General features: G+C 58.1%; 18 protein-coding genes. 8 read left to right on the top strand and 10 right to left on the bottom strand.

Features of this window, described 5'->3' with window-relative positions; all coding sequences use genetic code 11:
• Positions 1-12 precede the first annotated feature (12 nt).
• The 3 genes from M8014_RS04275 to M8014_RS04285 all read left to right on the top strand — a co-directional run bounded on the left by M8014_RS04275 (position 13) and on the right by M8014_RS04285 (position 4,130).
• A complete protein-coding gene (locus tag M8014_RS04275; RefSeq protein WP_271281303.1) occupies positions 13-684 on the top strand; it encodes a glutathione S-transferase family protein in 672 nt (223 codons plus the stop codon).
• Positions 685-982: 298 nt separating this feature from the next.
• On the top strand, positions 983-2,332 hold the full coding sequence (gene ghxP, locus M8014_RS04280; RefSeq protein WP_271281304.1) for a guanine/hypoxanthine transporter GhxP: 1,350 nt from the start codon (positions 983-985) through the stop codon (positions 2,330-2,332).
• 151 nt (positions 2,333-2,483) lie between these two features.
• On the top strand, positions 2,484-4,130 hold the full coding sequence (locus M8014_RS04285; RefSeq protein WP_271281305.1) for a Na+/H+ antiporter: 1,647 nt from the start codon (positions 2,484-2,486) through the stop codon (positions 4,128-4,130).
• 525 nt (positions 4,131-4,655) lie between these two features.
• Here M8014_RS04285 and M8014_RS04290 read toward each other — a convergent pair.
• Positions 4,656-5,540: a LysR family transcriptional regulator gene (locus M8014_RS04290; RefSeq protein ID WP_271281306.1), complete on the bottom strand. Its 885-nt coding sequence runs from the start codon at positions 5,538-5,540 to the stop codon at positions 4,656-4,658.
• Between the two features lie 100 nt (positions 5,541-5,640).
• Between M8014_RS04290 and M8014_RS04295 the strand changes: the two genes are divergently transcribed.
• Both M8014_RS04295 and M8014_RS04300 read left to right on the top strand, forming a co-directional pair.
• Positions 5,641-6,051, top strand: coding sequence for a CidA/LrgA family protein (locus M8014_RS04295; RefSeq protein ID WP_271281307.1), 411 nt, complete (start codon positions 5,641-5,643; stop codon positions 6,049-6,051).
• A complete protein-coding gene (locus tag M8014_RS04300) occupies positions 6,044-6,733 on the top strand; it encodes an LrgB family protein (protein ID WP_271281308.1) in 690 nt (229 codons plus the stop codon). Before M8014_RS04295 ends, M8014_RS04300 begins: the two co-directional genes overlap by 8 nt.
• Positions 6,734-6,745: 12 nt before the next feature.
• On the opposite strand, the gene M8014_RS04305 is transcribed toward M8014_RS04300, so the two are convergent.
• Together M8014_RS04305 and M8014_RS04310 are read right to left on the bottom strand one after the other, a co-directional pair.
• Positions 6,746-8,026, bottom strand: coding sequence for an ABC transporter substrate-binding protein (locus M8014_RS04305; RefSeq protein ID WP_418939596.1), 1,281 nt, complete (start codon positions 8,024-8,026; stop codon positions 6,746-6,748).
• A gap of 92 nt (positions 8,027-8,118) precedes the next feature.
• On the bottom strand, positions 8,119-9,414 hold the full coding sequence (locus M8014_RS04310; RefSeq protein WP_271281310.1) for a Gfo/Idh/MocA family protein: 1,296 nt from the start codon (positions 9,412-9,414) through the stop codon (positions 8,119-8,121).
• 47 nt (positions 9,415-9,461) lie between these two features.
• Between M8014_RS04310 and M8014_RS04315 the strand changes: the two genes are divergently transcribed.
• Positions 9,462-11,039 (top strand): hypothetical protein, encoded by a 1,578-nt coding sequence (locus M8014_RS04315; protein ID WP_271281311.1) that lies wholly within the window; start codon positions 9,462-9,464, stop codon positions 11,037-11,039.
• Positions 11,040-11,248: 209 nt separating this feature from the next.
• Here the strand turns inward: M8014_RS04315 and actP are convergent, their stop codons facing one another.
• The 3 genes from actP to acs all read right to left on the bottom strand — a co-directional run bounded on the left by actP (position 11,249) and on the right by acs (position 15,287).
• Positions 11,249-12,898 carry a cation/acetate symporter ActP gene (gene actP / locus M8014_RS04320; RefSeq protein WP_271281312.1) on the bottom strand — a complete coding sequence of 550 codons (1,650 nt, stop codon included), beginning with the start codon at positions 12,896-12,898 and terminating at the stop codon, positions 11,249-11,251.
• A complete protein-coding gene (locus M8014_RS04325; protein WP_271281313.1) occupies positions 12,895-13,209 on the bottom strand; it encodes a DUF485 domain-containing protein in 315 nt (104 codons plus the stop codon). Before M8014_RS04325 ends, actP begins: the two co-directional genes overlap by 4 nt.
• Positions 13,210-13,328: 119 nt before the next feature.
• On the bottom strand, positions 13,329-15,287 hold the full coding sequence (acs, locus tag M8014_RS04330) for an acetate--CoA ligase (protein WP_271281314.1): 1,959 nt from the start codon (positions 15,285-15,287) through the stop codon (positions 13,329-13,331).
• A gap of 420 nt (positions 15,288-15,707) precedes the next feature.
• On the opposite strand from acs, the gene gltP reads away from it, so the two are divergent.
• Complete coding sequence (gltP, locus tag M8014_RS04335) at positions 15,708-17,021, top strand: glutamate/aspartate:proton symporter GltP (protein ID WP_271281315.1); 1,314 nt, start codon at positions 15,708-15,710, stop codon at positions 17,019-17,021.
• A 40-nt stretch (positions 17,022-17,061) separates the two neighbouring features.
• Here the strand turns inward: gltP and M8014_RS04340 are convergent, their stop codons facing one another.
• Together M8014_RS04340 and fdhF are read right to left on the bottom strand one after the other, a co-directional pair.
• Positions 17,062-17,736, bottom strand: a complete 675-nt coding sequence (locus M8014_RS04340) for a tetratricopeptide repeat protein (RefSeq protein ID WP_271281316.1) — start codon at positions 17,734-17,736, stop codon at positions 17,062-17,064.
• Positions 17,737-17,871: 135 nt separating this feature from the next.
• A complete protein-coding gene (gene fdhF, locus M8014_RS04345) occupies positions 17,872-20,019 on the bottom strand; it encodes a formate dehydrogenase subunit alpha (protein WP_271281317.1) in 2,148 nt (715 codons plus the stop codon).
• A gap of 262 nt (positions 20,020-20,281) precedes the next feature.
• On the opposite strand from fdhF, the gene M8014_RS04350 reads away from it, so the two are divergent.
• Positions 20,282-21,013 (top strand): response regulator, encoded by a 732-nt coding sequence (locus M8014_RS04350; RefSeq protein ID WP_271281318.1) that lies wholly within the window; start codon positions 20,282-20,284, stop codon positions 21,011-21,013.
• Positions 21,014-21,752: 739 nt separating this feature from the next.
• On the opposite strand, the gene M8014_RS04355 is transcribed toward M8014_RS04350, so the two are convergent.
• Positions 21,753-22,763, bottom strand: coding sequence for a carbohydrate kinase family protein (locus tag M8014_RS04355; protein WP_271281319.1), 1,011 nt, complete (start codon positions 22,761-22,763; stop codon positions 21,753-21,755).
• Positions 22,763-23,623 (bottom strand): ketose 1,6-bisphosphate aldolase, encoded by an 861-nt coding sequence (locus M8014_RS04360; RefSeq protein WP_271281320.1) that lies wholly within the window; start codon positions 23,621-23,623, stop codon positions 22,763-22,765. The genes M8014_RS04355 and M8014_RS04360 overlap by 1 nt, the downstream gene beginning before the upstream one ends.
• Positions 23,624-23,627: the final 4 nt, after the last annotated feature.

A 23,627-nucleotide genomic window follows, 5' to 3' on the forward strand; every position in this document is an offset into this window, starting at 1 on the left:
CTGGAGATCACCATGATTACGGTCCACCACCTCAATCAGTCCCGATCTCAGCGCGTGCTCTGGGCGCTGGAAGAACTCGCTTTGCCTTATCAGATTGTCCGCTATCAGCGTGAGAAAAACATGATGGCGCCGGATGCGCTGCGTAAAGTCCATCCGCTGGGCAAATCTCCGGTGCTGGAGGACAACGGTCTGATCCTCGCGGAGTCGGGCGCGATTCTCGAATATCTGCAGGAAACCTACGATTCTGAATCACGGCTCAAGCCGCAGGAGCCCGAGCTTAAGCTGAACTACCGCTTCTGGCTGCATTACGCAGAAGGATCGCTGATGCCGCTGCTGCTGATGAAGCTGGTTTTCGCAAGCCTGGGCAAGCCGCCGATCCCTTTTGGTCTGCGATCGCTGGGCAAAGTATTGGGTCAGGGGGTACAAAAAGCGTATCTCAATCGTCAGCTGGAAACTCACGCCCGCTATCTTGAGTCCTGGCTGACGGATCATAGCTGGTTTGCCGGGGATCGCCTCAGCATGGCCGATATCCAGATGAGCTATCCGGTGATGGCGTTGCTGTCCCGAGGCGGGATCAGCGATCTCCCACATCTGCAGGCATGGCAGAAAAAGGTCGATATGCGTCCGGCCTGGCAGCGGGCGATCCAGCAAGGCGGTCCGTTGGAGATCCCCGGCGAGCCCTGAAAATGTTATCAAATTGCGCATTGACGATAACGTTTGCGCATCCTCTGTCTACTTCTTCGCCGTCCCGATCAAATTTTAGGGGAAAACGACAAAGTTAAGTTGAAAATGCCCGTGTTCAGGACGGATAATCGTTTGCTTTTATTTCACCACCCGATTTGTAAGCGCGAAGCTAAACGTTTGCTTTTTTATGACGCCCCCTGGTGGTCATAAATTTCGCACAAGGATATGACGTTTCGCTGGCCGTGGATTGTCCATCACGCTTACAAACGACGATTATCATTTTCAGGGGATGTTTTCTATGTCTACGCCTTCTGCGCGTACCGGCGGTTCACTTGACGCCTTCTTTAAAATTTCAGCGCGCGGCAGCACCGCGCGTCAGGAAGTGGTTGCCGGTCTGACGACCTTCCTGGCCATGGTTTACTCCGTGATCGTGGTGCCAGGCATGCTCGGCAAAGCCGGTTTCCCGCCGGCAGCGGTCTTTGTTGCCACCTGTCTGGTTGCCGGCGTCGGCTCCATCGTGATGGGTCTGTGGGCCAACCTGCCGCTGGCCATCGGCTGCGCCATCTCTCTGACCGCGTTTACTGCGTTCAGCCTGGTGCTGGGCCAACATATCAGCGTGCCGGTCGCGCTGGGTGCGGTATTCCTGATGGGTGTGCTCTTTACCATCATCTCTGCCACCGGCATTCGTAGCTGGATCCTGCGCAACCTGCCGCAGGGCGTGGCACACGGCACCGGCATCGGTATCGGCCTGTTCCTGCTGCTGATTGCGGCGAACGGCGTAGGTCTGGTCATTAAAAACCCGCTGGACGGGCTGCCGGTTGCGCTGGGCCATTTCGCCAGCTTCCCGGTGATCATGTCCCTGATTGGCCTGGCGGTGATCATCGGTCTGGAAAAACTGAAAGTGCCGGGCGGGATCCTGCTGACGATTGTTGGCGTCTCCATCGTCGGCCTGATTTTCGATCCGAGCGTGCATTTCTCTGGTGTCTTCGCGATGCCATCCCTGAGCGATGAAAACGGTAACTCGCTGATCGGTAGCCTGGATATCATGGGCGCGCTTAACCCGGTGATCCTGCCAAGCGTGCTGGCGCTGGTGATGACGGCGGTCTTCGACGCTACCGGCACCATCCGTGCAGTCGCGGGTCAGGCTAACCTGCTGGATAAAGACGGTCAGATTATTGATGGCGGCAAAGCGCTGACCACCGACTCCCTGAGCAGCGTATTCTCAGGCCTGGTGGGCGCAGCCCCGGCGGCGGTGTATATCGAATCCGCAGCAGGTACCGCGGCAGGCGGCAAAACCGGCCTGACGGCGATCACCGTTGGCGTGTTGTTCCTGTTGATCCTGTTCCTCTCGCCGCTCTCTTACCTGGTTCCGGCCTACGCAACGGCCCCTGCGCTGATGTACGTTGGCCTGCTGATGCTGAGCAACGTAGCGAAAATCGATTTTGCCGATTTCGTTGACGCGATGGCGGGGCTGATCACCGCCGTGTTTATCGTGCTGACCTGTAACATTGTTACCGGCATCATGATTGGCTTTGCTTCGCTGGTGATTGGTCGTCTGGTCTCGGGCGAATGGCGCAAGCTGAACCTTGGCACCGTGATTATCGCTATCGCACTGGTGGCGTTCTATGCGGGTGGCTGGGCAATCTAAGCTGTCAACTGCTTAAAAAGACGGGTGGCTCAGGCCGCCCGTTTTCATTTTCGGAACACATCTCGTTGCCTTATGCGTTACTCTGGGGACGATACACTGTGGCAAGATGCCAATGAGTTAAACGTACAGAAATCTCGCAAACAGGGAACGCATGGAAATCTTCTTCACAATACTTATCATGACCCTTTTGGTCTCCCTTTCCGGGGTAGTCACCCGCGTACTGCCCTTCCAGTTACCGCTGCCGCTAATGCAGATAGCCATCGGTGCTCTGCTGGCGTGGCCCACGTTCGGATTGCATGTCGAGTTTGATCCTGAACTGTTTCTGGTGCTGTTTATCCCCCCCTTGCTGTTCGCCGACGGCTGGAAAACGCCCACCCGCGAATTTCTTGAACATGGCCGGGAGATCTTCGGTCTGGCGCTGGCGCTGGTCGTCGTCACTGTGGTGGGGATTGGCTTTCTCATCTACTGGGTGGTGCCGGGTATCCCGCTGATCCCGGCGTTTGCGCTGGCGGCGGTACTGTCGCCGACCGATGCCGTGGCGCTGTCCGGTATCGTCGGTGAAGGGCGCATACCGAAAAAAATCATGGGTATCCTGCAGGGCGAGGCGCTGATGAACGACGCCTCCGGCCTGGTCGCACTGAAATTTGCCGTTGCCGTGGCGATGGGCACCATGGTCTTCACCATCGGCGGCGCGACCGTTGAATTCTTTAAAGTGGCGATTGGCGGCATTATTGCCGGGTTTGTGGTGAGCTGGCTGTACGGCCGCTCGCTGCGTTTCCTCAGCCGCTGGGGCGGTGACGAACCCGCCACGCAAATCCTGCTGCTGTTCTTGCTGCCGTTCGCCTCGTACCTGATTGCGGAACACCTTGGCGTATCGGGCATTCTGGCGGCGGTGGCGGCGGGGATGACCATCACCCGTTCCGGGGTGATGCGCTCTGCGCCGCTGGCGATGCGTCTGCGCGCCAACAGTACCTGGGCAATGCTGGAGTTTGTCTTTAACGGCATGGTATTCCTGCTGTTGGGCCTGCAGCTGCCGGGCATTCTTGAGTCGTCGCTGGTGGCGGCAGAGGCTGACCCGAACGTCGAAACCTGGATGCTGTTCACCGATATCGTGCTGATTTACGCCGCGCTGATGCTGGTACGTTTTGGCTGGCTGTGGACGATGAAAAACTTCAGCATGCGTTTCCTGAAAAAGAAACCGATGGAATTTGGCTCCTGGTCCACCCGTGAACTGCTGATTTCCACCTTTGCCGGGGTGCGTGGGGCCATCACGCTGGCCGGTGTGCTCTCCATTCCGCTGCTGCTGCCTACCGGTGACGTCTTCCCGGCCCGCTATGAGCTGGTGTTCCTTGCCGCCGGGGTAATCCTCTTCTCACTGTTTGTCGGCGTGGTGATGCTGCCGATCCTGCTGCAACACATGGAGGTGGGCGATCACGTTCAGCAGCATAAAGAGGCGCGGATTGCCCGGGCGGCAACGGCTGAAGTGGCAATCGTCGCTATCCAGAAGATGGAGGAGCGTCTGGCCGCTGATACCGAAGAAAACATCGATACCCAGCTGCTGAAAGAGGTGAGTTCCCGGGTTATTGGTAACCTGCGCCGCCGCGCGGATGGTCGCAACGACGCGGAGAGCTCGCTGCTGGAAGAGAATCTCGAACGCCGCTTCCGCCTGGCCGCGCTGCGCTCTGAGCGCGCAGAGCTGTACCACCTGCGCGCCACCCGGGAGATCAGCAACGAGACGCTGCAGAAACTCCTGCACGATCTCGATTTGATGGAAGCGTTGTTGATTGAGAAGCAGTAGTGCGGCCTGACGCCCTCACCCCGGACTGTACACCCGCGGGGTTGAGGGATCCCCACAAAATAATTGGCACGGTCTGCTCCCTCTCCATTCAGGGAGAGGGCTGGGGTGAGGGGGAGCATGCGGCTCCGGTGGTGGTTCCGTTCACTTTAAGTGTTGTGCTTCTCTGTCAGTCGCGTCACCCGTGAACGTGCCAGGGCGGCTCAATCGCCACCGCCCTGGCTACCCGGGCTCCCGGCAAGAAAATCGCCGCTTCGCGGTACCCTCAGCTTATTCCTTTCGGCTTCGGGTCGGGCGCGATCCTACATCCATGTAGGTCACGCCCTCTCGGCGCATCCCTGCGCCTTGCCCCGGCCTACAGGAAGCGCTTCGGCGATTTTCAGCCGGACAAGGTAGTCGCTGTAAGTCTCTTATTATCCTGCAATTATTCCATTGCTTTAAGGATAAGAAAATTACTGGGGATTCCTGAGCCCGCGAGGAGAGAGAGAAGACATCAAAAACGGTAACCCGGTGGTTACCGTTTTGCTTTTACCTTGAAACCCAAAACCCCTCACAGCACTTGAGCCACGCCTGGGCGCTGTGCGACAGATAGACCCCCTCCCGCCAGATCATCCCCAGCTGCCAGTGCAGATCGCTCTGCAGCGGGATCCAGCGCAGCGTGTTTTTATCCAGCCGCTCGCAGATGGGCTGTGGCAATATCGCAATCCCTACCCCTGCCTGCACCATTGCCGCCAGAAAGTCCCACTGCCCACTGCGCACTGCGATGCGCGGTTTGACGCCGTGCTGGCTGAAGAGCTGCATCAGCTGGCGGCTGAGGGCAAAATCTTCGTTGTAGATCAGTAACGGGTGCTCGGCCAGCAGCTCAGGATTGATAGTGTCGAGCGACAACCAGTTGCCGGAGCGCGGTACCAGCACGCACAGGGGATGGCTGAACAGCGGCAGTGCCGTCAGACCGCTGTCCTCCTCCACCGGGAGGGCGGTCATCGCCAGATCCAGCTCGCCGTTGATCACCGCCTGCTGGACGGTTAAGCCGCCAAATTCAGAAATTTTTAGCTCCACGCCGGGATAGCGCTGGCGAAACAGGCCGATGGGTCCGGCCATCATCATCCCCACCATCGGCGGGATCCCGAGGCGCAGTATCCCCTTGTTGAGGTGGTTGATGTCGCCAAGCTCGGCCTCCAGCTGGCGAAACTCCGCGAGGATCGCCAGCCCGCGCTCAAACACCACCCGGCCGGTGTCGGTTAACAGCAGCTTGCGTCCGTCGCGGATCAGCAGGGTGCAGTTGAGCTCATCTTCGAGGTTTTTCAGCATCTTGCTGATGGTGGGTTGGGTGACAAATAGCTTCTCCGCTGCGCGGGTAAAACTCTGCTGACGAAACACTTCGACAAAGTAACGCAGCGTTCTTATGTCCATGATTATTCCTCGAAACTATACCTTTGATGATTTTAATTCATTTCTGTCAGCTACGTGCGCTCACTATACTGGCGCCTCGTCTCATTTTAAGGAATTCACCATGACCGTGGCGTCAGTTCGCGTTACGCCTGCCGTTGTGCAACGACTCCAGGTACCGGTTCAGGTACTGCTGTACGCGGCTCTTTTCGTCTTTGCTGAATACCTTGTCGACTGGCTGCATCTCCCGCTCCCGGCCAATCTGGTGGGGATGGTGCTGATGTTCAGCCTGATCCTGTGCCGTATTATCCCCCTGCGCTGGGTGCGGGCCGGTTCCCGCTGGCTGCTGGCCGAAATGCTGCTGTTTTTTGTCCCGGCGGTGGTGGCGGTGGTGAATTATGCCCAGCTGTTGCTGGTGGATGGCTGGCGCATCTTCGCGGTGATCGCCCTGAGCACCCTGATGGTGCTGGGCTCTACCGCGTGGGTGGTGGATAAAGTCTACCGCTTTGAAATCCGCAGACAGAAGCATGACTAACTTTCAGATTAGCGTGCTGTGCCTGGCCGTTACCCTGGTGCTCTACTTCGCCAATAAACGTCTGTATCGCCGTTTCCCAAAGCTGCCGCTGATGCCGCTGGTCCTTACGCCGCTGTTACTGGTGATGATGCTGGTTTGGGGGCATATCTCCTGGCAGAACTATATCGGCGAATCGCACTGGCTGCTGTGGCTGCTCGGCCCGGCAACCATCGCCTTTGCCGTACCGGTGTATGACAATCTCGCCATCATCAAACGCCACTGGATGTCGCTCTCTGCTGGTGTATTAACGGCAACCGTGGTGGCGGTGACCAGCTCCGTGTGGCTGGCGCGGCTGTTTACCCTGTCGGATGAGATCCAGCGTAGCCTGGCGGTGCGCTCCGTGACCACGCCGTTTGCGCTGGCGGCGGCAAAACCGCTCGGCGGACAGCCGGATCTGGTGGCCCTGTTCGTGGTGGTGACCGGGGTATTTGGCATGGCGGTGGGGGATATGCTGTTTTTGCGCCTCGCCATCCGTGAAGGGATGGCGAAAGGCGCCGGGTTTGGTGCGGCATCTCACGGCGCGGGCACCGCACGCTCTTATGAGCTGGGCCCGCAGGAGGGCGTGGTGGCCAGCCTGGTGATGATGCTCTCCGGGGTGGTGATGGTGTTGATTGCCCCGCTGGTGGCATGGATGATGTTCTGAGCCGCCTTATGACTAACGGTTCAGACGCCGCACAATGCGCTCCACCTGCTGGCGGAAATCGGCCGCCACCTGAGCAGGGGTCTGCTTGCCCTGGTCCAGTTTTTCGCGCGCGGCGGTGAACTGGTCGATCACCTGCAAATCCTCGATATACGGCGTGGCGACGACGGTGGTTTGCAACGACTGCGCCTGACGCAATCCGGCAATTACCGGATCGTTCGGGTCAATCACCCCTTTCTCGGATAGCAGCGTTTCTGCCCCCTTGTTGAGCGGGATACCGCGCTCCAGCCCCAGCGCCTCGACCGACTGGGGATCGTTAAGCAGGAAGTTGACGAGGATCGCCGCCTCTTTTGGATGTTTGGTGGATTTCGCCACCGACAGCATCTGCGCCGTTTTGAAGTACACACCAGACTCGGTGCTGCCGGGCTGCATGACGTAGTCGCCCAGCACCAGCTTCGCCGGCGGGGTCATGTTGTTGGCGAACATACGGATGGTGATGTTCCAGGTGAACAGGCCGCCCCATTCGCCGTTAATCCACGGCTTCATCTCATACAGGTTGCCTTTGCCGTAAGAGGAGAGGGTCTTAGGTGATGGCAACACATGATCGTCGCTCAGGCGTTTCACAAAGCTGAAGGCCTCGGACCACTGCGCCTCGTTCCAGGCAAAGGTGCCGTCGCTGTTGAACATCGGCTTCTGATGCGTCTGCATCATGTACGCATTGAGCAGCAGAATGACGTCCTGATCGACCATGGCGTAAGGGTAATAGTTGTTGCCGAGCTTTTGCTGGAACACTTTCCCGGCGGCAAAGAACTCATCCCAGTTTTTCGGGTACGCCAGCCCGGCTTTTTGCCAGGTGAGATCGTTGTAGTAAAACACCGGCGCGTTGACCGAGATCGGCAGGCCGTTGAGCTTGCCTTTGATGGTGGTGGATTGCAGATCGTTGGCCTGATACTGGCTTAAATCCAGCCCCGCTTTCAGCTTATCAAGATCGTAATAGCCGTCGCCGTTTTTGGAAAAGAGGATCAGCCACGGCCAGTTGGTTTGCATCACGTCCGGCTCGGTGCCGCTGGCCATCTGGGTGGTCAGGCGCGAAAGGTGCCCGTCCCAGCCGGTATATTCGGCCTTCACTTTGATATCCGGATGCGTCTTCTCAAAAGCCTCCAGCGCCTTCAGCGTGGCCTGATGGCGGCTGTTGCCCCCCCACCACGACATGCGTAACTCAACGGGCTGCGCCCAGGCAGCGGTACAGGAAAATAACAGCGATGCGATGACACCTGATACGAGTTTACTCATTATTGTCTCCAGGACTTTTATTATTAAACAGGTGAGTAACGGCTCAATACTGACCCCTCTCCGGCGCAGCCCTCTGCCGCGCCGGGATACGGTACTTAAGGTTTCGCCAGGCGCGACACCAGCTCAAACTCCTTAAAATTCACCGGACGCTGCTGCTGCATCGAGATATTGCCCGCAATCCCGGTGAGGATCGACATCGCCCCCGCGCGATGGTCGGCCGCCCGCTGCAGCGGGTCGTTGCCAGGCTGGCCGAACAAATCGGCCAGCATCGCGTTATCGCCGCCGCCGTGGCCGCCTTCCCCAAGGTTAAATTCTGCTTTCCAGGGTTCGGCAAACATCGGGAAGACGGTGATATCGCAGGCTTCCAGGCTGCCCTCTTCGGCGCGTTTCCCCCCGGCGTTGACGTAGGACTTCTCGACAATTTTCATCTCCAGACGGCCTTCGGTACCGTTAAAGACCACGTTCAGCCCTTCCCACGGCAGGTAGGCGTTCAGGGAGTAGGTCAGCTGCACCTGATTCTGGTATTTCACCAGCACCGACATCGTGTCTTCGATGGTGATACCGTCGCTGAACACGCTCTGGTCGCGGAAGTAGTTATCTTCATGCTCGGCGTCCAGATACAGCGCTTTAAGCTGGGCGTTGTCCGCCATATGCAGCGCGAACGGGTCATCTTGCGCTTCGGCAAAGCCGTGGGCGCGTGGGTAGAACTGCGTCACCCCGCGCTTCTCGGCGTTCTCTTTGCCGTAGAACTGCAGGCTACCTTCGGCGTAAACGCGTTCCGGGTAGCTGCCGAGCCAGAAGTTCATCAGGTCAAAGTGGTGGGTGGATTTATGCACCAGCAGGCCGCCGCTGTTGCGTTTTTCACGGTGCCAGCGGCGGAAGTAGTCCGCGCCGTGCTCGGTATTCAGCAGCCACTCAAAGTGAACGGAGGTGACGTTGCCAATTGCGCCCTGCATCAGCAGCTCGCGCACTTTGCTGTGGTGCGGGGCGTAGCGGTAGTTAAAGGCTACGCGCACGGTGTGGCCGGTCGCTTCGATGGCGTCGAGAATGCGCAGGGCGCGCTGTTCATCGATGGTCATCGGTTTTTCGGTGATCACATCGCAGCCCGCGTGCAGGGCGCGGACGATATAGTCATCGTGGGTGCGGTCCATGGTGGTGACGATGACAATATCCGGCCGCGTTTCGCGGATCATCTCTGCAAACTGCGCCGCTTTCCAGGTGGAGACCGGCTCCGCGCCTTCGTTTTTTAACAGTTGGTTGGCGTAGTCCATTCGTGTCTGATTAGTATCGCAAAATGCGACCATTCTGGCATTATCACGCCAGGCACCACCGATGGCGGAAATATATAAACCGGCACGACCCCCGGTACCGACTAATGCATATTTTTTCATGGCATCCTCAATTAAGATATCAACACAAATAGCAGCAAGGTGACGCCATGAAACGTATTCCGCATCAACTGATGGAGCTGAACAGCACTTTTATCTGGCACTGGCCCTGGTTTATTCAGGGCGTTAAAAGCGCGAAACAGCATGGTTTCACTGGGATCATCCTGCACCAACAGGAACTGCTTTCTGTTCTTGCGACGCCCTCGCCGTTAAGTCAGAAACTTAACGTCGAGAACTTAATTCATCAGCAACATTACGCGTTGCAGTATTTAAAACGCGTCGACCGTTATCTGGCGGACAATAATTTATCGTTCTGGCTGCAGGGTGAAGCCGCGCCGAATGACGACATTATTAAGCGTAAATTTCCCGAACTGACCTTCGATGAAAAAAGCGCCCCGGATTTCTGGCAGCATTTCTATTCGGCAATATTGCATCCGCTATTACATTCGCTGCCGCATCTCAGCGGACTTATTCTCAGCCTGACGACGCCGGGCTTTCAGACCACCCGCTGGCAGCAAAGCCTGCATGATGTCTGGAGCCTGCTGCGCGGCCAGGGCAAAAAGCTGGTGCTGCGCGACTTTATCGATGACAGTTGGCCGCGACAGCAGCTGTCCAACATTCTGGCGACCTTGCCGGACGACGTGCGCGCCTCAATCAAAGCCACGGAGCTGGATTACCACCCCGGTTTTGCCAACCATCCCCACATCGCCACGCTGCCGGGGCATAAAAAGTGGATCGAGTACGATCTCTTCGGCACCGGCTACGGCTGGACCGCGCTGCCATGCTATCTGGCCGATGAAATCAGCGGCCGCTTAAGCTGGGCGCTGAGCGCCGCAGAAAACGAAGTTGAAGCCGTGACCTCGCGCGTTAGCTGGCAGTGGCTGCCCGACAGCCGGGTTATGGATTCCGCCAACGCTATCAATCTGTTCGGCCTGACCGCCGCCAACCAGACCGCCGATTCGACGCTGCCCACTCCCTTTGAGCGCTGGGCCGAACATCATCAGCTTGGCTTTCGATCCCTGCAGGATAAACATCAGCTCGATGCGATCCTGCGTGCCAGCTACGACTGGCTGTGTAAAACACCCAACTTCCTCGGGCGACGGCTGCACTATCAAAGCCAGATCCCCGAGAGCGTGGCCCAGGCGCAGCTGCTGCTGCATATGGACACCCGCAGTGCCAACTGGATGCACGCCTGGCAGCCGCTGATGCCCACCGACGATCCTGCGCTGGGTAAAGAGCAGCGCGAGCGGGTGGCGCTGGAAAAAGAGGCCGCCTGCTTCCTGGCGTCGCGCACGGTGCTAAACCTGCGTGAACTGATGCCGCGGATAACTTGCCCGGACGACACGCTGGAGATCCTGCTGGCCGCCTGGCGCAGCGCCGAAATCTACAGCCAGATGTTCTCCCATGTCGCCGCTGCGATGACCGATGTCCTGTGGCTCGACCATTACGGCGCTGACAGCCTGTCTGCTGATACCCTGTCGCAGCATCAGCAACAATTACTGCGCTACTCCGATACCCTCGAACGCTGGCTGGTGAACCCGCCCGCCAACGGCCCGCTGTTTCTGCCGCTGCTGCTGAATCCCGAACGCCTGAACCGTTTCGCCCGCAGCCTGAGCAAGTCGCTGTGATATAAGAATAAAAACTGTGGCCGGAGTTGTCTGTACGGGGGGCAGAGCGAAAGCTGAGGATTGGCGTGAAAACCGGGAAAGTGTGATGGCCTTTGCGAATCACAGATAAAGCTTGTGATACGCATCGGCTTTTTTGGTTCCGGTGACGTGATAAACGTCACCAGAAGGGGAAAAAAGTGTGATCCCCGACCAGCGGCCGGGGAGGGGGATTAGTGTGCGCGGCCCTGCTCGACACCCAGACCGGTTTGCGAGCGGATAAACTGGGCGCGGAACTGACCACGCTCCAGGTTGCCTGCCGGGGAGTTATCGGTAGCCGAGAAGAACCAGATCCCGATAAACGCCACCGCAATGGAGAACAGCGCCGGGTATTCATACGGGAAGATGGCCGTGGCATGACCGAGGATTTTCACCCAGATGGTCGGACCGAGCACCATCAGGATCACTGCCGTGAGCAGGCCCAGCCAGCCGCCAATCATCGCCCCACGGGTGGTCAGTTTTGACCAGTACATGGAGAGCAAAATGATCGGGAAGTTACAGCTCGCCGCAATCGAGAAGGCCAGACCCACCATAAAGGCGATGTTCTGATTCTCGAACAGGATCCCCAGCAGGATCGCCACTACGCCCAGCACCAGCACGGTGATTTTGGAGACGCGCAGTTCATCACGCTCGCTGGCACCTTTACGGAACACGTTGGCGTACAGGTCATGGGATACCGCAGAGGCGCCCGCCAGCGTCAGACCAGCAACCACGGCCAGAATGGTGGCAAAAGCGACCGCCGAGATAAAGCCGAGGAACAGGTTGCCGCCCACTGCATCGGCCAGATGGACCGCTGCCATGTTATTGCCGCCAATCAGTGCGCCCGCAGCATCTTTAAACGCCGGGTTCGCCCCCACCAGCATGATGGCGCCAAAGCCGATGATAAAGGTCAGGATGTAGAAGTAACCCATAAAACCGGTGGCATAGAAGACGCTCTTACGCGCTTCGCGGGCATCGCTCACGGTGAAGAAACGCATCAGGATATGCGGCAGACCGGCAGTACCGAACATCAGACCAAGACCAAGCGACAGCGCGGATATCGGATCCTGCACCAGCCCGCCCGGACTCATGATTGCCGCCCCTTTCGGGTGGACCGCCATCGCTTCAGTAAACAGGTTATTGAAGCTGAATCCGACGTGTTTCATCACCATAAAGGCCATAAAGCTGGCGCCGAACAGCAGCAGAACCGCCTTAATAATCTGTACCCAGGTGGTGGCAAGCATGCCGCCAAACAGCACGTACATCACCATCAGCACGCCCACCAACACGACTGCAACGTGGTAGTTCAGGCCGAACAGCAGCTGGATAAGTTTACCGGCACCGACCATCTGCGCGATCAGATACAGGGCGACCACCACCAGCGAGCCACAGGCTGACAGGGTACGGATGGGACCCTGCTTAAGGCGATAGGACGCCACATCGGCAAAGGTATATTTACCCAGGTTACGCAGACGCTCAGCAATCAGGAACAGAATGATTGGCCAGCCCACCAGGAAACCCAGGGAGTAGATCAACCCGTCATACCCGGAGGTATACACCAGCGCGGAGATCCCGAGGAACGACGCGGCAGACATATAGTCGCCAGCAATCGCCAGCCCGTTCTGGAAGCCGGTAATATTCCCGCCCGCTGTGTAATAGTCATTACGTGAACGCACGCGTTTAGACGCCCAGTAGGTGATCCCGAGGGTAAACACCACAAACACCAGGAACATCACGATCGCCTGCCAGTTGGTTGGCTGGCGCTGGACTGCACCCGTAAGGGCATCCGCCGCGTTGGCGGCGAGGGGGAGCGTGGCGGCGAGCGCCGTCAGGACTCTCTTCATGATACTTTTACCTCGCGCAGTACAGCCTTATTCAGACGGTCAAACTCGCCGTTCGCCCGCCAGATATACACCCCGGTCAGGGCGAAGGAGATCAGAATCACCCCCACGCCAATCGGGATCCCGCGGGTGACGCTGGTTCCCGCATGCAGTGGCGTCCCCAGCCAGCCAGGCGCAAAGGCAATCAGTAAAATAAAGCTGATGTACACAGCCAACATGATGATAGATAACGTGAAGGCAAACCGTTGCCGCTTATCGACGAGCTCCCTGTAGTGCGCACTATTCTCTATCTGCAGACAAATATTCTCATTCATCACAGAGTCTCCAGCGTTTTTTGTAGGGTAGTGGTTTTTATTATTCCCTCTCCCCGGAAGGAGAGGGTGAGGGCGAGGACATCAGACCCTCTCCCAGGGGGAGAGGGAGAAAAACGGTATTACGACGGCATGGCGATGGCTTGCTTCTCTTCAAGCAGTTTTTCCACCACACCTGGATCGGCCAGGGTTGAGGTATCGCCCAGGTTACTGGTATCGCCCGCGGCGATTTTGCGCAGGATACGGCGCATGATCTTGCCGGAGCGGGTTTTTGGCAGTGAGTCGGTCCAGTGCAGCACGTCAGGAGTGGCTAGCGGGCCGATCTCTTTACGCACCCAGTTACGCACTTCGGTATACAGCGCTGGCGACGGCTCTTCGCCGTGGTTCAGGGTGACGTAGGCGTAGATCGCCTGGCCTTTAATGTTGTGCGGAATGCCGACCACGGCTGCTTCGGCAATCTTCGGATGCGACACCAGCGCTGATTCAATTTCTGCGGTTCCCAGACGGTGGCCGGAGACGTTCAGCACGTCATCCACGCGTCCGGTGATCCAGTAGTAACCGTCCTCATCCCGGCGCGCGCCGTCGCCGCTGAAGTACATGTTTTTAAAGGTGGAGAAGTAGGTCTGCTCGAAGCGGTCATGATCGCCAAACAGGGTGCGCGCCTGACCCGGCCAGGAGTCGGTGATCACCAGGTTGCCTTCGTTGACGCCCTCCAGCGGAGTGCCTTCGTTATCCACCAGCGCAGGCTGGACGCCAAAGAACGGACGGGTTGCAGAACCGGCTTTCAGCTGGGTGGCGCCGGGCAGCGGGGTGATCATAAAGCCGCCGGTCTCGGTCTGCCACCAGGTATCCACCACCGGGCACTTCTCGTTGCCGATCTTCTTCCAGTACCACTCCCAGGCTTCCGGGTTGATCGGCTCGCCCACGGAACCGAGGATGCGCAGGGAAGAGCGGTCGGTGCCTTCGATGGCCTTATCGCCCTCGGCCATCAGCGCGCGGATGGCGGTTGGCGCAGTGTAGAGAATATTGACCTGGTGTTTGTCCACCACCTGGCTCATTCGCGCCGGAGTTGGCCAGTTGGGTACGCCTTCAAACATCAGGGTCGTGGCGCCGCAGGCCAGCGGGCCGTACAGCAGATAGCTGTGACCGGTGACCCAGCCCACATCGGCGGTACACCAGTAGATATCACCCTGATGGTAATCAAAGACATATTTAAAGGTGGTCGCGGCATACACCAGATAGCCGCCGGTGGTATGCAGAACGCCTTTCGGTTTGCCGGTGGAGCCCGAGGTATACAGGATAAAGAGTGGATCTTCTGCGTTCATTGCTTCCGGCTGGTGCTGGTCGCTGGCTTGCTCAATCAGGTCGCTCCACCACAGGTCGCGTCCCTCATGCCATTCCACGGCGTTGCCGGTACGTTTGAGCACAATCACGCTGTTAACGCTGTTCACATTCGGGTTTTTCAGCGCGTCATCGACGTTTTTCTTCAGCGGAACCGCGCGACCGGCACGCACGCCTTCATCGGCGGTAATCACCAGTTTTGAGCTGGAGTCGATAATGCGTCCGGCGACCGCTTCCGGCGAGAACCCGCCGAAGATCACTGAATGCACGGCACCGATGCGGGCACACGCCAGCATTGCCACGGCGGCTTCCGGCACCATTGGCATGTAAATCGCGACGACATCGCCTTTTTTGATGCCTTGCGCCAGCAGCACGTTGGCAAAGCGGCAGACGTCGCGGTGCAGTTCACGGTAGGTAATATGCTTGCTCTGGGTGGCGTCATCGCCTTCCCAGATAATGGCCGTCTGGTCGCCGCGCTCGGCGAGATGGCGATCCAGGCAGTTGGCGGCCAGGTTCAGGGTACCGTCTTCATACCATTTAATAGAGACGTTACCGGGGGCAAAAGAGGTGTTCTTAACCGTTTTATAGGGGGTAATCCAATCGAGGATTTTGCCCTGTTCGCCCCAGAAGGCGTCAGGATTGCTGATGGATTGCTGATATTGCTCCTGGTATTGCTCCGGATTGATCAGGCAACGGTCCGCAATATTGGCGGGAATGTCGTGTTTGTGGACTTGGCTCATGGCTTTTGTTCTCCTTGTTGAATGTTAATAATATGTCGCATAAAAGTTAATTACAGAGGGCTGGTCAGCTTTGTTTACTATTTGGGCGGCAGATCACGAGAAAATTGTGGAGTTCAAAAAATAAGCAAATGACACTTTCAAGAAAAATAATTGCCTAAAACGATTATTTACATTTGTGGATAAAAAAGGGTTTTTATAACAAAAGGTTATTAACCATGACTAATATAAATTAGCGTAATAACCTCATTTGTCAGTCAAATGCCTTGTTGTTAAAGGCTTGCGCAGCATGCCGTGCAAATGGTACTGATACGGCGCGTTAAAAAACCCCATAAATGAACGCAACACAATTCATACCCTTTCAGTATGTGTCGTCCCCGCCGTTTTACGAGTACGAACACTTCATTGAGGAAGTCTCTTGTTATGAAAAATTTGAAAGTCAGCCTGGCCTGGCAAATTTTGCTGGCCCTTGTGCTGGGTATCTTGCTGGGTAGTTATCTGCATTATCACAGCGACAGCCGTGAATGGCTGGTCGTGAATATGCTGTCGCCTGCAGGCGATATCTTTATCCACCTGATTAAAATGATTGTTGTCCCGATTGTGATTTCGACGCTGGTGGTCGGCATTGCAGGGGTGGGCGATGCGAAGCAGCTTGGGCGTATCGGCGCGAAAACTATCCTTTATTTCGAAGTGATCACTACGGTGGCGATCGTTCTCGGCATCACGCTGGCGAACGTCTTCCAGCCAGGCTCGGGCATTGATATGTCGCAGCTGGCGACGGTGGATATTTCGAAATACCAAAGCACCACGGCGGACGTGCAGAGCCACGCGCATGGCCTGATGGGCACCATCCTGTCACTGGTTCCGACCAACATTGTGGCGTCGATGGCGAAGGGCGAGATGCTGCCGATCATCTTCTTCTCGGTGCTGTTTGGTCTGGGGCTTTCCTCCCTGCCGGCGACGCATCGCGAACCGCTGGTGACCGTGTTCCGTTCTATTTCCGAAACCATGTTTAAAGTCACCCACATGGTGATGCGCTATGCGCCAGTGGGCGTGTTTGCGTTAATTGCCGTTACTGTGGCGAACTTCGGTTTTGCTTCCCTGTGGCCGCTGGCGAAGCTGGTTCTGCTGGTGCACTTCGCGATCCTGTTCTTCGCGCTGGTGGTGCTGGGACTGGTGGCACGGATTTGTGGCCTGAGCATCTGGATTTTGATCCGCATCCTGAAAGACGAGCTGATTCTGGCGTACTCCACCGCCAGCTCCGAGAGCGTGCTGCCGCGTATTATTGAGAAGATGGAAGCCTATGGGGCGCCTGCGTCGATCACCAGCTTCGTGGTGCCGACCGGTTACTCGTTCAACCTTGATGGTTCGACGCTGTACCAGAGTATTGCCGCTATCTTTATTGCCCAGCTGTACGGGATCGATCTCTCCCTGTGGCAGGAAATCGTCCTTGTGCTGACCTTAATGGTGACGTCGAAGGGGATTGCCGGTGTGCCGGGTGTCTCGTTTGTGGTACTGCTGGCAACGCTCGGTAGCGTAGGCATTCCGCTGGAAGGGCTGGCGTTTATCGCCGGTGTTGACCGTATTCTCGACATGGCGCGTACCGCGCTGAACGTGGTCGGCAACGCGCTGGCGGTGCTGGTGATTGCCAAATGGGAACACCAGTTCGACAGCAAGAAAGCGCGGGCTTATGAACGTGAAATACTGGGCCGCTTCGATAAGACGGCGGATCAGTAAGACAGAACCATCCTCTCCCCCCAGGGGAGAGGATGGGACATTACTCCCCGCTTAACGTCTCAAACTCTTCGCATCCTGTATCAAACCCTTCGCTACAGCTCAGATTTAACCAGTACAGCGCTTTCTGTTTATTGGGGGTGATAAACCCAACTTCCCCCTGCTGAAACACTTTACCCGCCCAGTACTCCGCATAGCCCGTGCGCGAGAGGGTGGAACTGCGCTTAAACCAGGTGGTGGCCTGGGCGTCATCCTGGGCGACTTCCACGCCGTTGGCATAGATCAGCCCCAGCAGCAGCTGCGCATCCACCGCGGCGTCATCCTCGGTGTTTTCTGCGGCTTTCTCCAGCAGGCTCAGCGCCTGCGGGTAGTCGGTTTTACCGGCCTGGGTATTCACCAGCAGTCGCGCCAGCATCACCGCGCCCGGCGCGCTGCCCGCCACCATCGCCTGCTGCGCCAGCCCCTTCGCCTGGACCAGATCGCCATGCTTAAACTTGATTTGCGACAGCAGCGCCATGGCGTCGACGTCACCGCCGGTGGCTGCTTTTTCGGCCCACTGTTCGGCCTGCTTATCATCGCCGGAGCTGTAATAGGTTTCGGCCAAATAATACTGGGCGCGGCTGTCACCGGCCTGGGCCTGTGCCAGGTACGGACTGCCAATCTCCTCGGCAAATGCCTGTGAGGATAAAAGTAACAACAAGAGATAAAGAGGTTTCATATGCTTTTTTCGTCTGGGTACATTGCGCGAGTATAAGCGCGGTACGAGAAGAAAAAAAAGTGTCTTAGTCCCTCAACATCTAATAAGCCGGGCGGGTGATCCCGCCCCTTTTTCCCGCTTTCCATTCATTAATTGTCAGCCCATCGCGGTTTCGCGTAAGCGGTTTTTGAGCTGGGTATACTCCTCGATAACATATTGCTCAGCGGAAGACTGATCGGCGATAGGTTCTACGCGCACGGCACAATATTTATATTCCGGCGTTTTGGTTATCGGGCTTAAGTTTTCCGTCACCAGCTCGTTGCAGGCGCCAATCCACCACTGGTAGGTCATGTACACGGCCCCAGGGTTTGTCCGATCGCTAACCTGAGCCCGGGTGATGACCCGGCCTTTGCGCGAATTGACCCACACCAGCGCCTCATCCTCAACGCCGAGGCGTGCAGCATCGTCGGTGTTGATCTGCACATAGCCGGGTTCATCGGCCAGCGTTGAGAGGGCCGCGCAGTTGCCGGTCATCGAGCGACAGGAGTAATGCCCCACCTCGCGCACGGTAGAGAGCACCAGCGGATAGTCAGCATCGAGCTTATCCCTCGGTGCCATCCAGTCGCAGGTGAAGAACTGCGCCAGCCCGTTCGGGGTGTCGAAGCGCTCTTCGAACAGGAACGAGGTTCCCTGGTCGTCCAGGGATTCATCCCGGCACGGCCACTGGATATACCCCAGCTCACCCATTTTGTCGTAGGTTGCGCCTTTAAACCCCGGGCACAGCTGGCGCAGTTCATCCCAGATCTGCTGGGTGTTGTCGTAGTGCATCGGATAGCCCATCCGGGTGGCGATCTCACTGATAATCTGCCAGTCGGTTTTCAGGTCCCACTGGGGCTCTACCGCTTTAAAGAAGCGCTGGAAGCCACGGTCTGCGGCGGTATAAACTCCTTCATGCTCGCCCCACGAGGTGGACGGCAGGACAACATCCGCCACTGCCGCGGTTTTGGTCATAAAGATGTCCTGCACAATCACCAGCTCCAGGTCATCAAAGGCTTTACGCACCGCCGACAGCTCGGCATCGGTTTGCAGCGGATCTTCCCCCATGATGTACGCCGCGCGCACCTCTCCGTGCGCAACGCGGTGCGGCAGCTCGCTGATGCGATACCCGGTATGCGCAGGCAGGCTCTCCACGCCCCAGGCGCTGGCGAATTTCTTGCGGTTTTCCGGGGACTTCACAAACTGGTAGCCCGGGAAGGTATCCGGCAGGGCGCCCATATCGCAGGCACCCTGCACGTTATTTTGCCCGCGTACCGGGTTGACCCCGACGTGGGCTTTGCCGAGATTGCCGGTCAGCATCGCGAGGCTGGTCAGCGAGCGTACGGTCTCCACCCCCTGCCAGAACTGGGTCACGCCCATGCCCCACAGCAGCGTCGCGGTTTTGGCCCCGGCGTACAGGCGCGCCGCCTGGCGGATCTGCTGTGCGCTGACGCCGGTGACGGCCTCGACCGACTCCGGCGTGTAGCCCTCGACTATTTGACGGTATTCATCAAAGCCTTCGGTGCGGGCCGCGATAAATGCCGGGTCATACAGCTTCTCGGCAATAATGACGTGGCCAATCGCATTCAGCAGGGCGATGTTCGACCCGTTGCGTAGCGCGATGTGCAGGTCGGCAATGCGCGCGCTTTCTATCCGGCGCGGATCGCAGACGATAATTTTGGCCCCGTTGTGCTTCGCACGCAGAATATGGTTTGCGACGATAGGGTGCGAATCCGCCGGGTTATAGCCAAAAATGAACACCAAATCGGTGTTATCAATCTCGTTGATGGCATTGCTCATAGCGCCATTACCGACCGACTGGTGCAGACCTGCAACCGAGGGGCCGTGTCAGACGCGCGCGCAGCAGTCGACGTTATTGGTACCAATAACGGCGCGGGCAAATTTTTGCATCAGATAGTTGGTTTCATTCCCGGTCCCGCGCGAGGAGCCGGTGGTCTGGATGGCATCCGGGCCGTACTGGTCCTTGATGTCGCTCAGGCGGCGGGCGACGTAGTCCAGCGCCTCGTCCCAGGAGACCGACTCCAGCTTGCCGCCGCGCGTGCGGCGGATCATCGGGGTTTTCAGGCGCGGGGTGAGGATCTGGGTATCGTTGATAAAATCCCAGCCGTAGTAGCCTTTCAGGCACAGTTTGCCCTGATTGGTTTTCCCTTCAGCGGCCTCTGCACGCACGATTTTGCCGTTTTCGACCACCAGGTTTATCTTGCAACCCGAGGCGCAATAGGGGCAAACCGTGATGACGTTTTTCATCGCTCTCGCTCCGGTAATTTAAAATAGGTGATTGTTTTTATTATGCCGTCTTAATGCCACATTCCTGTTGTGGGATCCCCCTGACTTTACGGGTGAATCCTGGTCAATACCCTGACGGAAAGCAGGCAAGGGGCAAAATCCGTCTCTCTTTCAGGGTGGGGATGTGACGGCGGTTGAAGATCCGCGAGGGAAACGCCGTTTTGGCTGGAGGCTTGCACAGAATGGGCCAGACTGATCTTTACCCCTTCAATGGAAACCGGCAATGAAACCCGCAATTCTGGTGGTTGATGACGACATCGCAGTCTGCGAGCTGTTACAGGACGTGCTCAACGAGCATGTCTTCACGGTTTACGTGTGCCATACCGGCCAGGATGCCCTGCGTCAGGCGCAGCAGGCACCGGAGATCGCGCTGGTGCTGCTGGATATGATGCTGCCGGATATTAACGGCCTGCAGGTACTGCAGCAGCTGCAAAAACAGCGCCCGGAGCTGCCGGTGGTGATGCTGACCGGGCTGGGCAGTGAATCGGATGTGGTGGTAGGCCTGGAGATGGGCGCGGACGATTACATCGGCAAACCCTTTAACCCCCGGGTGGTGGTGGCGCGGGTCAAAGCCGTGCTGCGGCGCACCGGCGCGCTGGCGGCCGAGCCCGCAGTGACGCGGGCGGCGGGGTTAAGCTTTAACGGCTGGACGCTGGATACCGCCCGCTGTGAACTGGTGGATACCCAGCGCAGCGTGGTTGCTCTGACCCAGGGTGAGTACGGTTTACTGCTGGCGCTCACGCAAAATGCCCGCCGGGTACTGAGCCGCGAGCAGCTGCTGGAGCTGACCCACAGCGAAAGCGCGGAAGTATTTGACCGCACCATTGACGTGCTGATCATGCGCCTGCGGCGCAAAATTGAAATCAACCCTCATCAGCCCCTGCTAATCAAAACCATTCGTGGGCTGGGCTACGTCTTTGCCGCCGACGTGCAGCACGGGGATCGGGCCGCCTAAGCCTAATGCTGATCAGTTAAGCATTGATGATTGTTCCGTTCACTTTATGTTCAGCAGAATAGAGTAACTTCACGGCACGTGAACGTGGAAAGGGGGTCACCGCGACCCCCTTTCCAATCCCCGCGGCCCCGCGACGAAATCGGTGCTTCGCACTACGTTCACCTCACGACCTCCTGCCTGCGGTCGGCTTAACTCGACATCCTGTCTCGCGTCGCCTCTGTCCGCCATCCCTGGCGTCCAGCCCTTGTCATCCGGTCTCCGGTTCGCCGATTTCAGCGGGGACTCAACACCCGTGCCCCATTCAGACCGCTGAGAAGGTGGAGGGAGCGTAAGTCCGGCTGAAAATCGCTGAGGCGTTGACCGCAGGCCGGGGCGAGGCGCAGGGATGCGCCGAGAGGGCGTGACCTACATGGATGTAGGATCACGGCCGACCCGAAGCCGAAGGGAATAAGCCGAAGACAAAATTGCCGGGAGCAATTTTGAATAGCGCTTGCGCTGGCCCCGAAGGGGTGAGCCCCATGGATGGGGCGAGTAATCCGCGCAGCGGCGATTTTCTGTGCCGGGAGCCGGGATTGTAAAGGGGGCGGCAACCCCCTTTACACGTTCACCGCAGCGCATCAGACAGGAAGCAGAGGATTAAGAGTGAACGGAACGGTTCCCCGCTTTCTTCAAAGGGTTTTGTAGTAAGTAAAATAACCAATAAAGAAGCGTGATTTTGCTTAACTGACCAGCATAAATCCTAAGCCTGGCGGTTTTCGTCGATAAACAGCTGCAGCTCCGGCAGCGTTTTTGCTCCGTCGATGGCGTTGGCGGCCAGCAGGCTGGCACGGGCGCAGGCGTGGGCCATCTGGATGCTCTCCTGCAGCGACAGGGATTGATGGCAACCGTATAAGAACCCGGCGCAGAATGCATCTCCCGCCCCAACGCTGCCGATAATCTCCTGCTGAGACAAGCGCCACGACGGGATCCAGATGCCCTCTTTCCCCGGCTCCTGACCCCATGCGCCTTCCGGGCAGTGGATCACCAGCCGCGCCTTCACCCCTTCCGCCAGCAGCAGCGCCGCGGCATCGGCAATGTGGGCGATATCCGGGGCATCGCTGCTATCACGCATCGGCAGGCCGCTAAATTCACCCGCCTCCAGCTCGTTAATCACCAGATAGTCGAGATGACGCAGGGCAGGGAGCACCAGCGGCTGGTAGCGGGGATCGCCTTTGCGCGACACCAGGTCGAGCGAGGTCTGATACCCCAGTTCGCGCATCTGTGCCAGCAGCCGCGCGCTGCGGGTGCCGAACTCCTCATCCGGCATATCCAGGCTGTCAAGCAGCAGCAAATAGCCCAGATGGAAGATCTTCATGCTGGCGTCGAGCCGGTCAAAGGCGGGCAGATCCAGCAGGCGGTTGGCCCCCGGCAGGTGGAAAAAGGTGCGCTGTCCGCTGGGATCGGTCATCACCTGCGACATTGAGGTCGGGGCGAAGGTGGTGCGCTGCACGCGCTGGCGGTTGACGTGATACTGGTCGAGCATCGCCAGAATGTAATCCCCGTCGTGATCGTCCCCCACCAGCCCGACGGCCTGTAGTGGGATGCCAACATGCATTTTGGCCAGCGTCAGCAGGACGTTAAGCGGGGCACCGCCGGTGGCGCGTTCGCTATGGGTAATCTCTGCCAGCCAGCCGCGCTCCGGCCACTGAACAATCTGGTGGACATGATCCACCAGCATATTGCCCGCGGCGATAATCCCCCGGCGTTCCATTACGCGAACCCCGCGCTGCCAAAGGTGCGCATCTGCGTCGCGACGGTATCGGTGATCGCCTCTTCGATGCTTAACAGCAGCTCGGCAAACTCGTCATACAGCGGCTGCCGGTTGGCCATCCGCTGTTCTACCGACGCCAGTGCGGCCTGCGACATCCCGGTATAAAAGTTAATTTTGTGAATGCCCAGCTCGATGGCGCGACGGAAATCGGCATCGCTGATCCCCGAGCCGCCGTGCAGCACCAGCGGCAGACCGGTCTGCTGACGGATAGCATCCAGACGAGCGAAATCGAGCTTCGGCTCACCCTTGTATTTACCGTGGGCATTGCCAATCGCCACCGCCAGCGCGTCAATGCCGGTCTTGTCGACAAACTCGCGGGCAAGCCCTGGATCGGTGAAAAAGGCTTCGTCGGCATGGCCATACAGCGCCCCGCCCTCATCGCCGCCCACCGCGCCCAGTTCGGCCTCTACCGACACGCCCACCGCGTGGCACATCTTCACCACTTCCCGGGTCTGGCGGATGTTCTCGTCGTAGCTGAGCGTGGAACCATCGAACATCACCGAGCTGAACCCTAAGCGCAGCGCCCGCACTACCGCCTCAAAATGCAGGCCGTGATCGAGATTGAGCACCACCGGAATGTCGTGCCGGGCGGCTTCGAATTTAACGGCCTCCACCAGTGAATCGAGGGAGACATACTTAAAATGCACTTCGGCAATGTTGATGATAAAGGGCGAGCTCTCCTGGCGAGCGGCGGCAAACAGCGCCCGCAGGAAGTGGGAGTCGAGGACGTTAAATGCCCCCAGTGCATAGCGATGTTCGCGGGCGTGGGCCAGCCCGTCGGCGAGCGAGATAAGCGGCATGATG

It is taken from the genome of Silvania hatchlandensis (assembly GCF_025564065.1).
GTDB classification, from domain to species: Bacteria; Pseudomonadota; Gammaproteobacteria; order Enterobacterales; family Enterobacteriaceae; genus Enterobacter; species Enterobacter hatchlandensis.

Coding starts and splice junctions, on each gene's coding strand:
- M8014_RS04315 (WP_271281311.1), top strand. CDS start 9,462: ATGAAACGTATTCCGCATCAACTGATGGAGCTGAACAGCACTTTTATC.
- acs (WP_271281314.1), bottom strand. CDS start 15,287: ATGAGCCAAGTCCACAAACACGACATTCCCGCCAATATTGCGGACCGT.
- actP (WP_271281312.1), bottom strand. CDS start 12,898: ATGAAGAGAGTCCTGACGGCGCTCGCCGCCACGCTCCCCCTCGCCGCC.
- M8014_RS04350 (WP_271281318.1), top strand. CDS start 20,282: ATGAAACCCGCAATTCTGGTGGTTGATGACGACATCGCAGTCTGCGAG.
- M8014_RS04300 (WP_271281308.1), top strand. CDS start 6,044: ATGACTAACTTTCAGATTAGCGTGCTGTGCCTGGCCGTTACCCTGGTG.
- M8014_RS04285 (WP_271281305.1), top strand. CDS start 2,484: ATGGAAATCTTCTTCACAATACTTATCATGACCCTTTTGGTCTCCCTT.
- M8014_RS04340 (WP_271281316.1), bottom strand. CDS start 17,736: ATGAAACCTCTTTATCTCTTGTTGTTACTTTTATCCTCACAGGCATTT.
- M8014_RS04325 (WP_271281313.1), bottom strand. CDS start 13,209: ATGAATGAGAATATTTGTCTGCAGATAGAGAATAGTGCGCACTACAGG.
- ghxP (WP_271281304.1), top strand. CDS start 983: ATGTCTACGCCTTCTGCGCGTACCGGCGGTTCACTTGACGCCTTCTTT.
- M8014_RS04290 (WP_271281306.1), bottom strand. CDS start 5,540: ATGGACATAAGAACGCTGCGTTACTTTGTCGAAGTGTTTCGTCAGCAG.
- M8014_RS04275 (WP_271281303.1), top strand. CDS start 13: ATGATTACGGTCCACCACCTCAATCAGTCCCGATCTCAGCGCGTGCTC.
- M8014_RS04295 (WP_271281307.1), top strand. CDS start 5,641: ATGACCGTGGCGTCAGTTCGCGTTACGCCTGCCGTTGTGCAACGACTC.
- M8014_RS04360 (WP_271281320.1), bottom strand. CDS start 23,623: ATGCCGCTTATCTCGCTCGCCGACGGGCTGGCCCACGCCCGCGAACAT.
- M8014_RS04310 (WP_271281310.1), bottom strand. CDS start 9,414: ATGAAAAAATATGCATTAGTCGGTACCGGGGGTCGTGCCGGTTTATAT.
- gltP (WP_271281315.1), top strand. CDS start 15,708: ATGAAAAATTTGAAAGTCAGCCTGGCCTGGCAAATTTTGCTGGCCCTT.
- M8014_RS04355 (WP_271281319.1), bottom strand. CDS start 22,763: ATGGAACGCCGGGGGATTATCGCCGCGGGCAATATGCTGGTGGATCAT.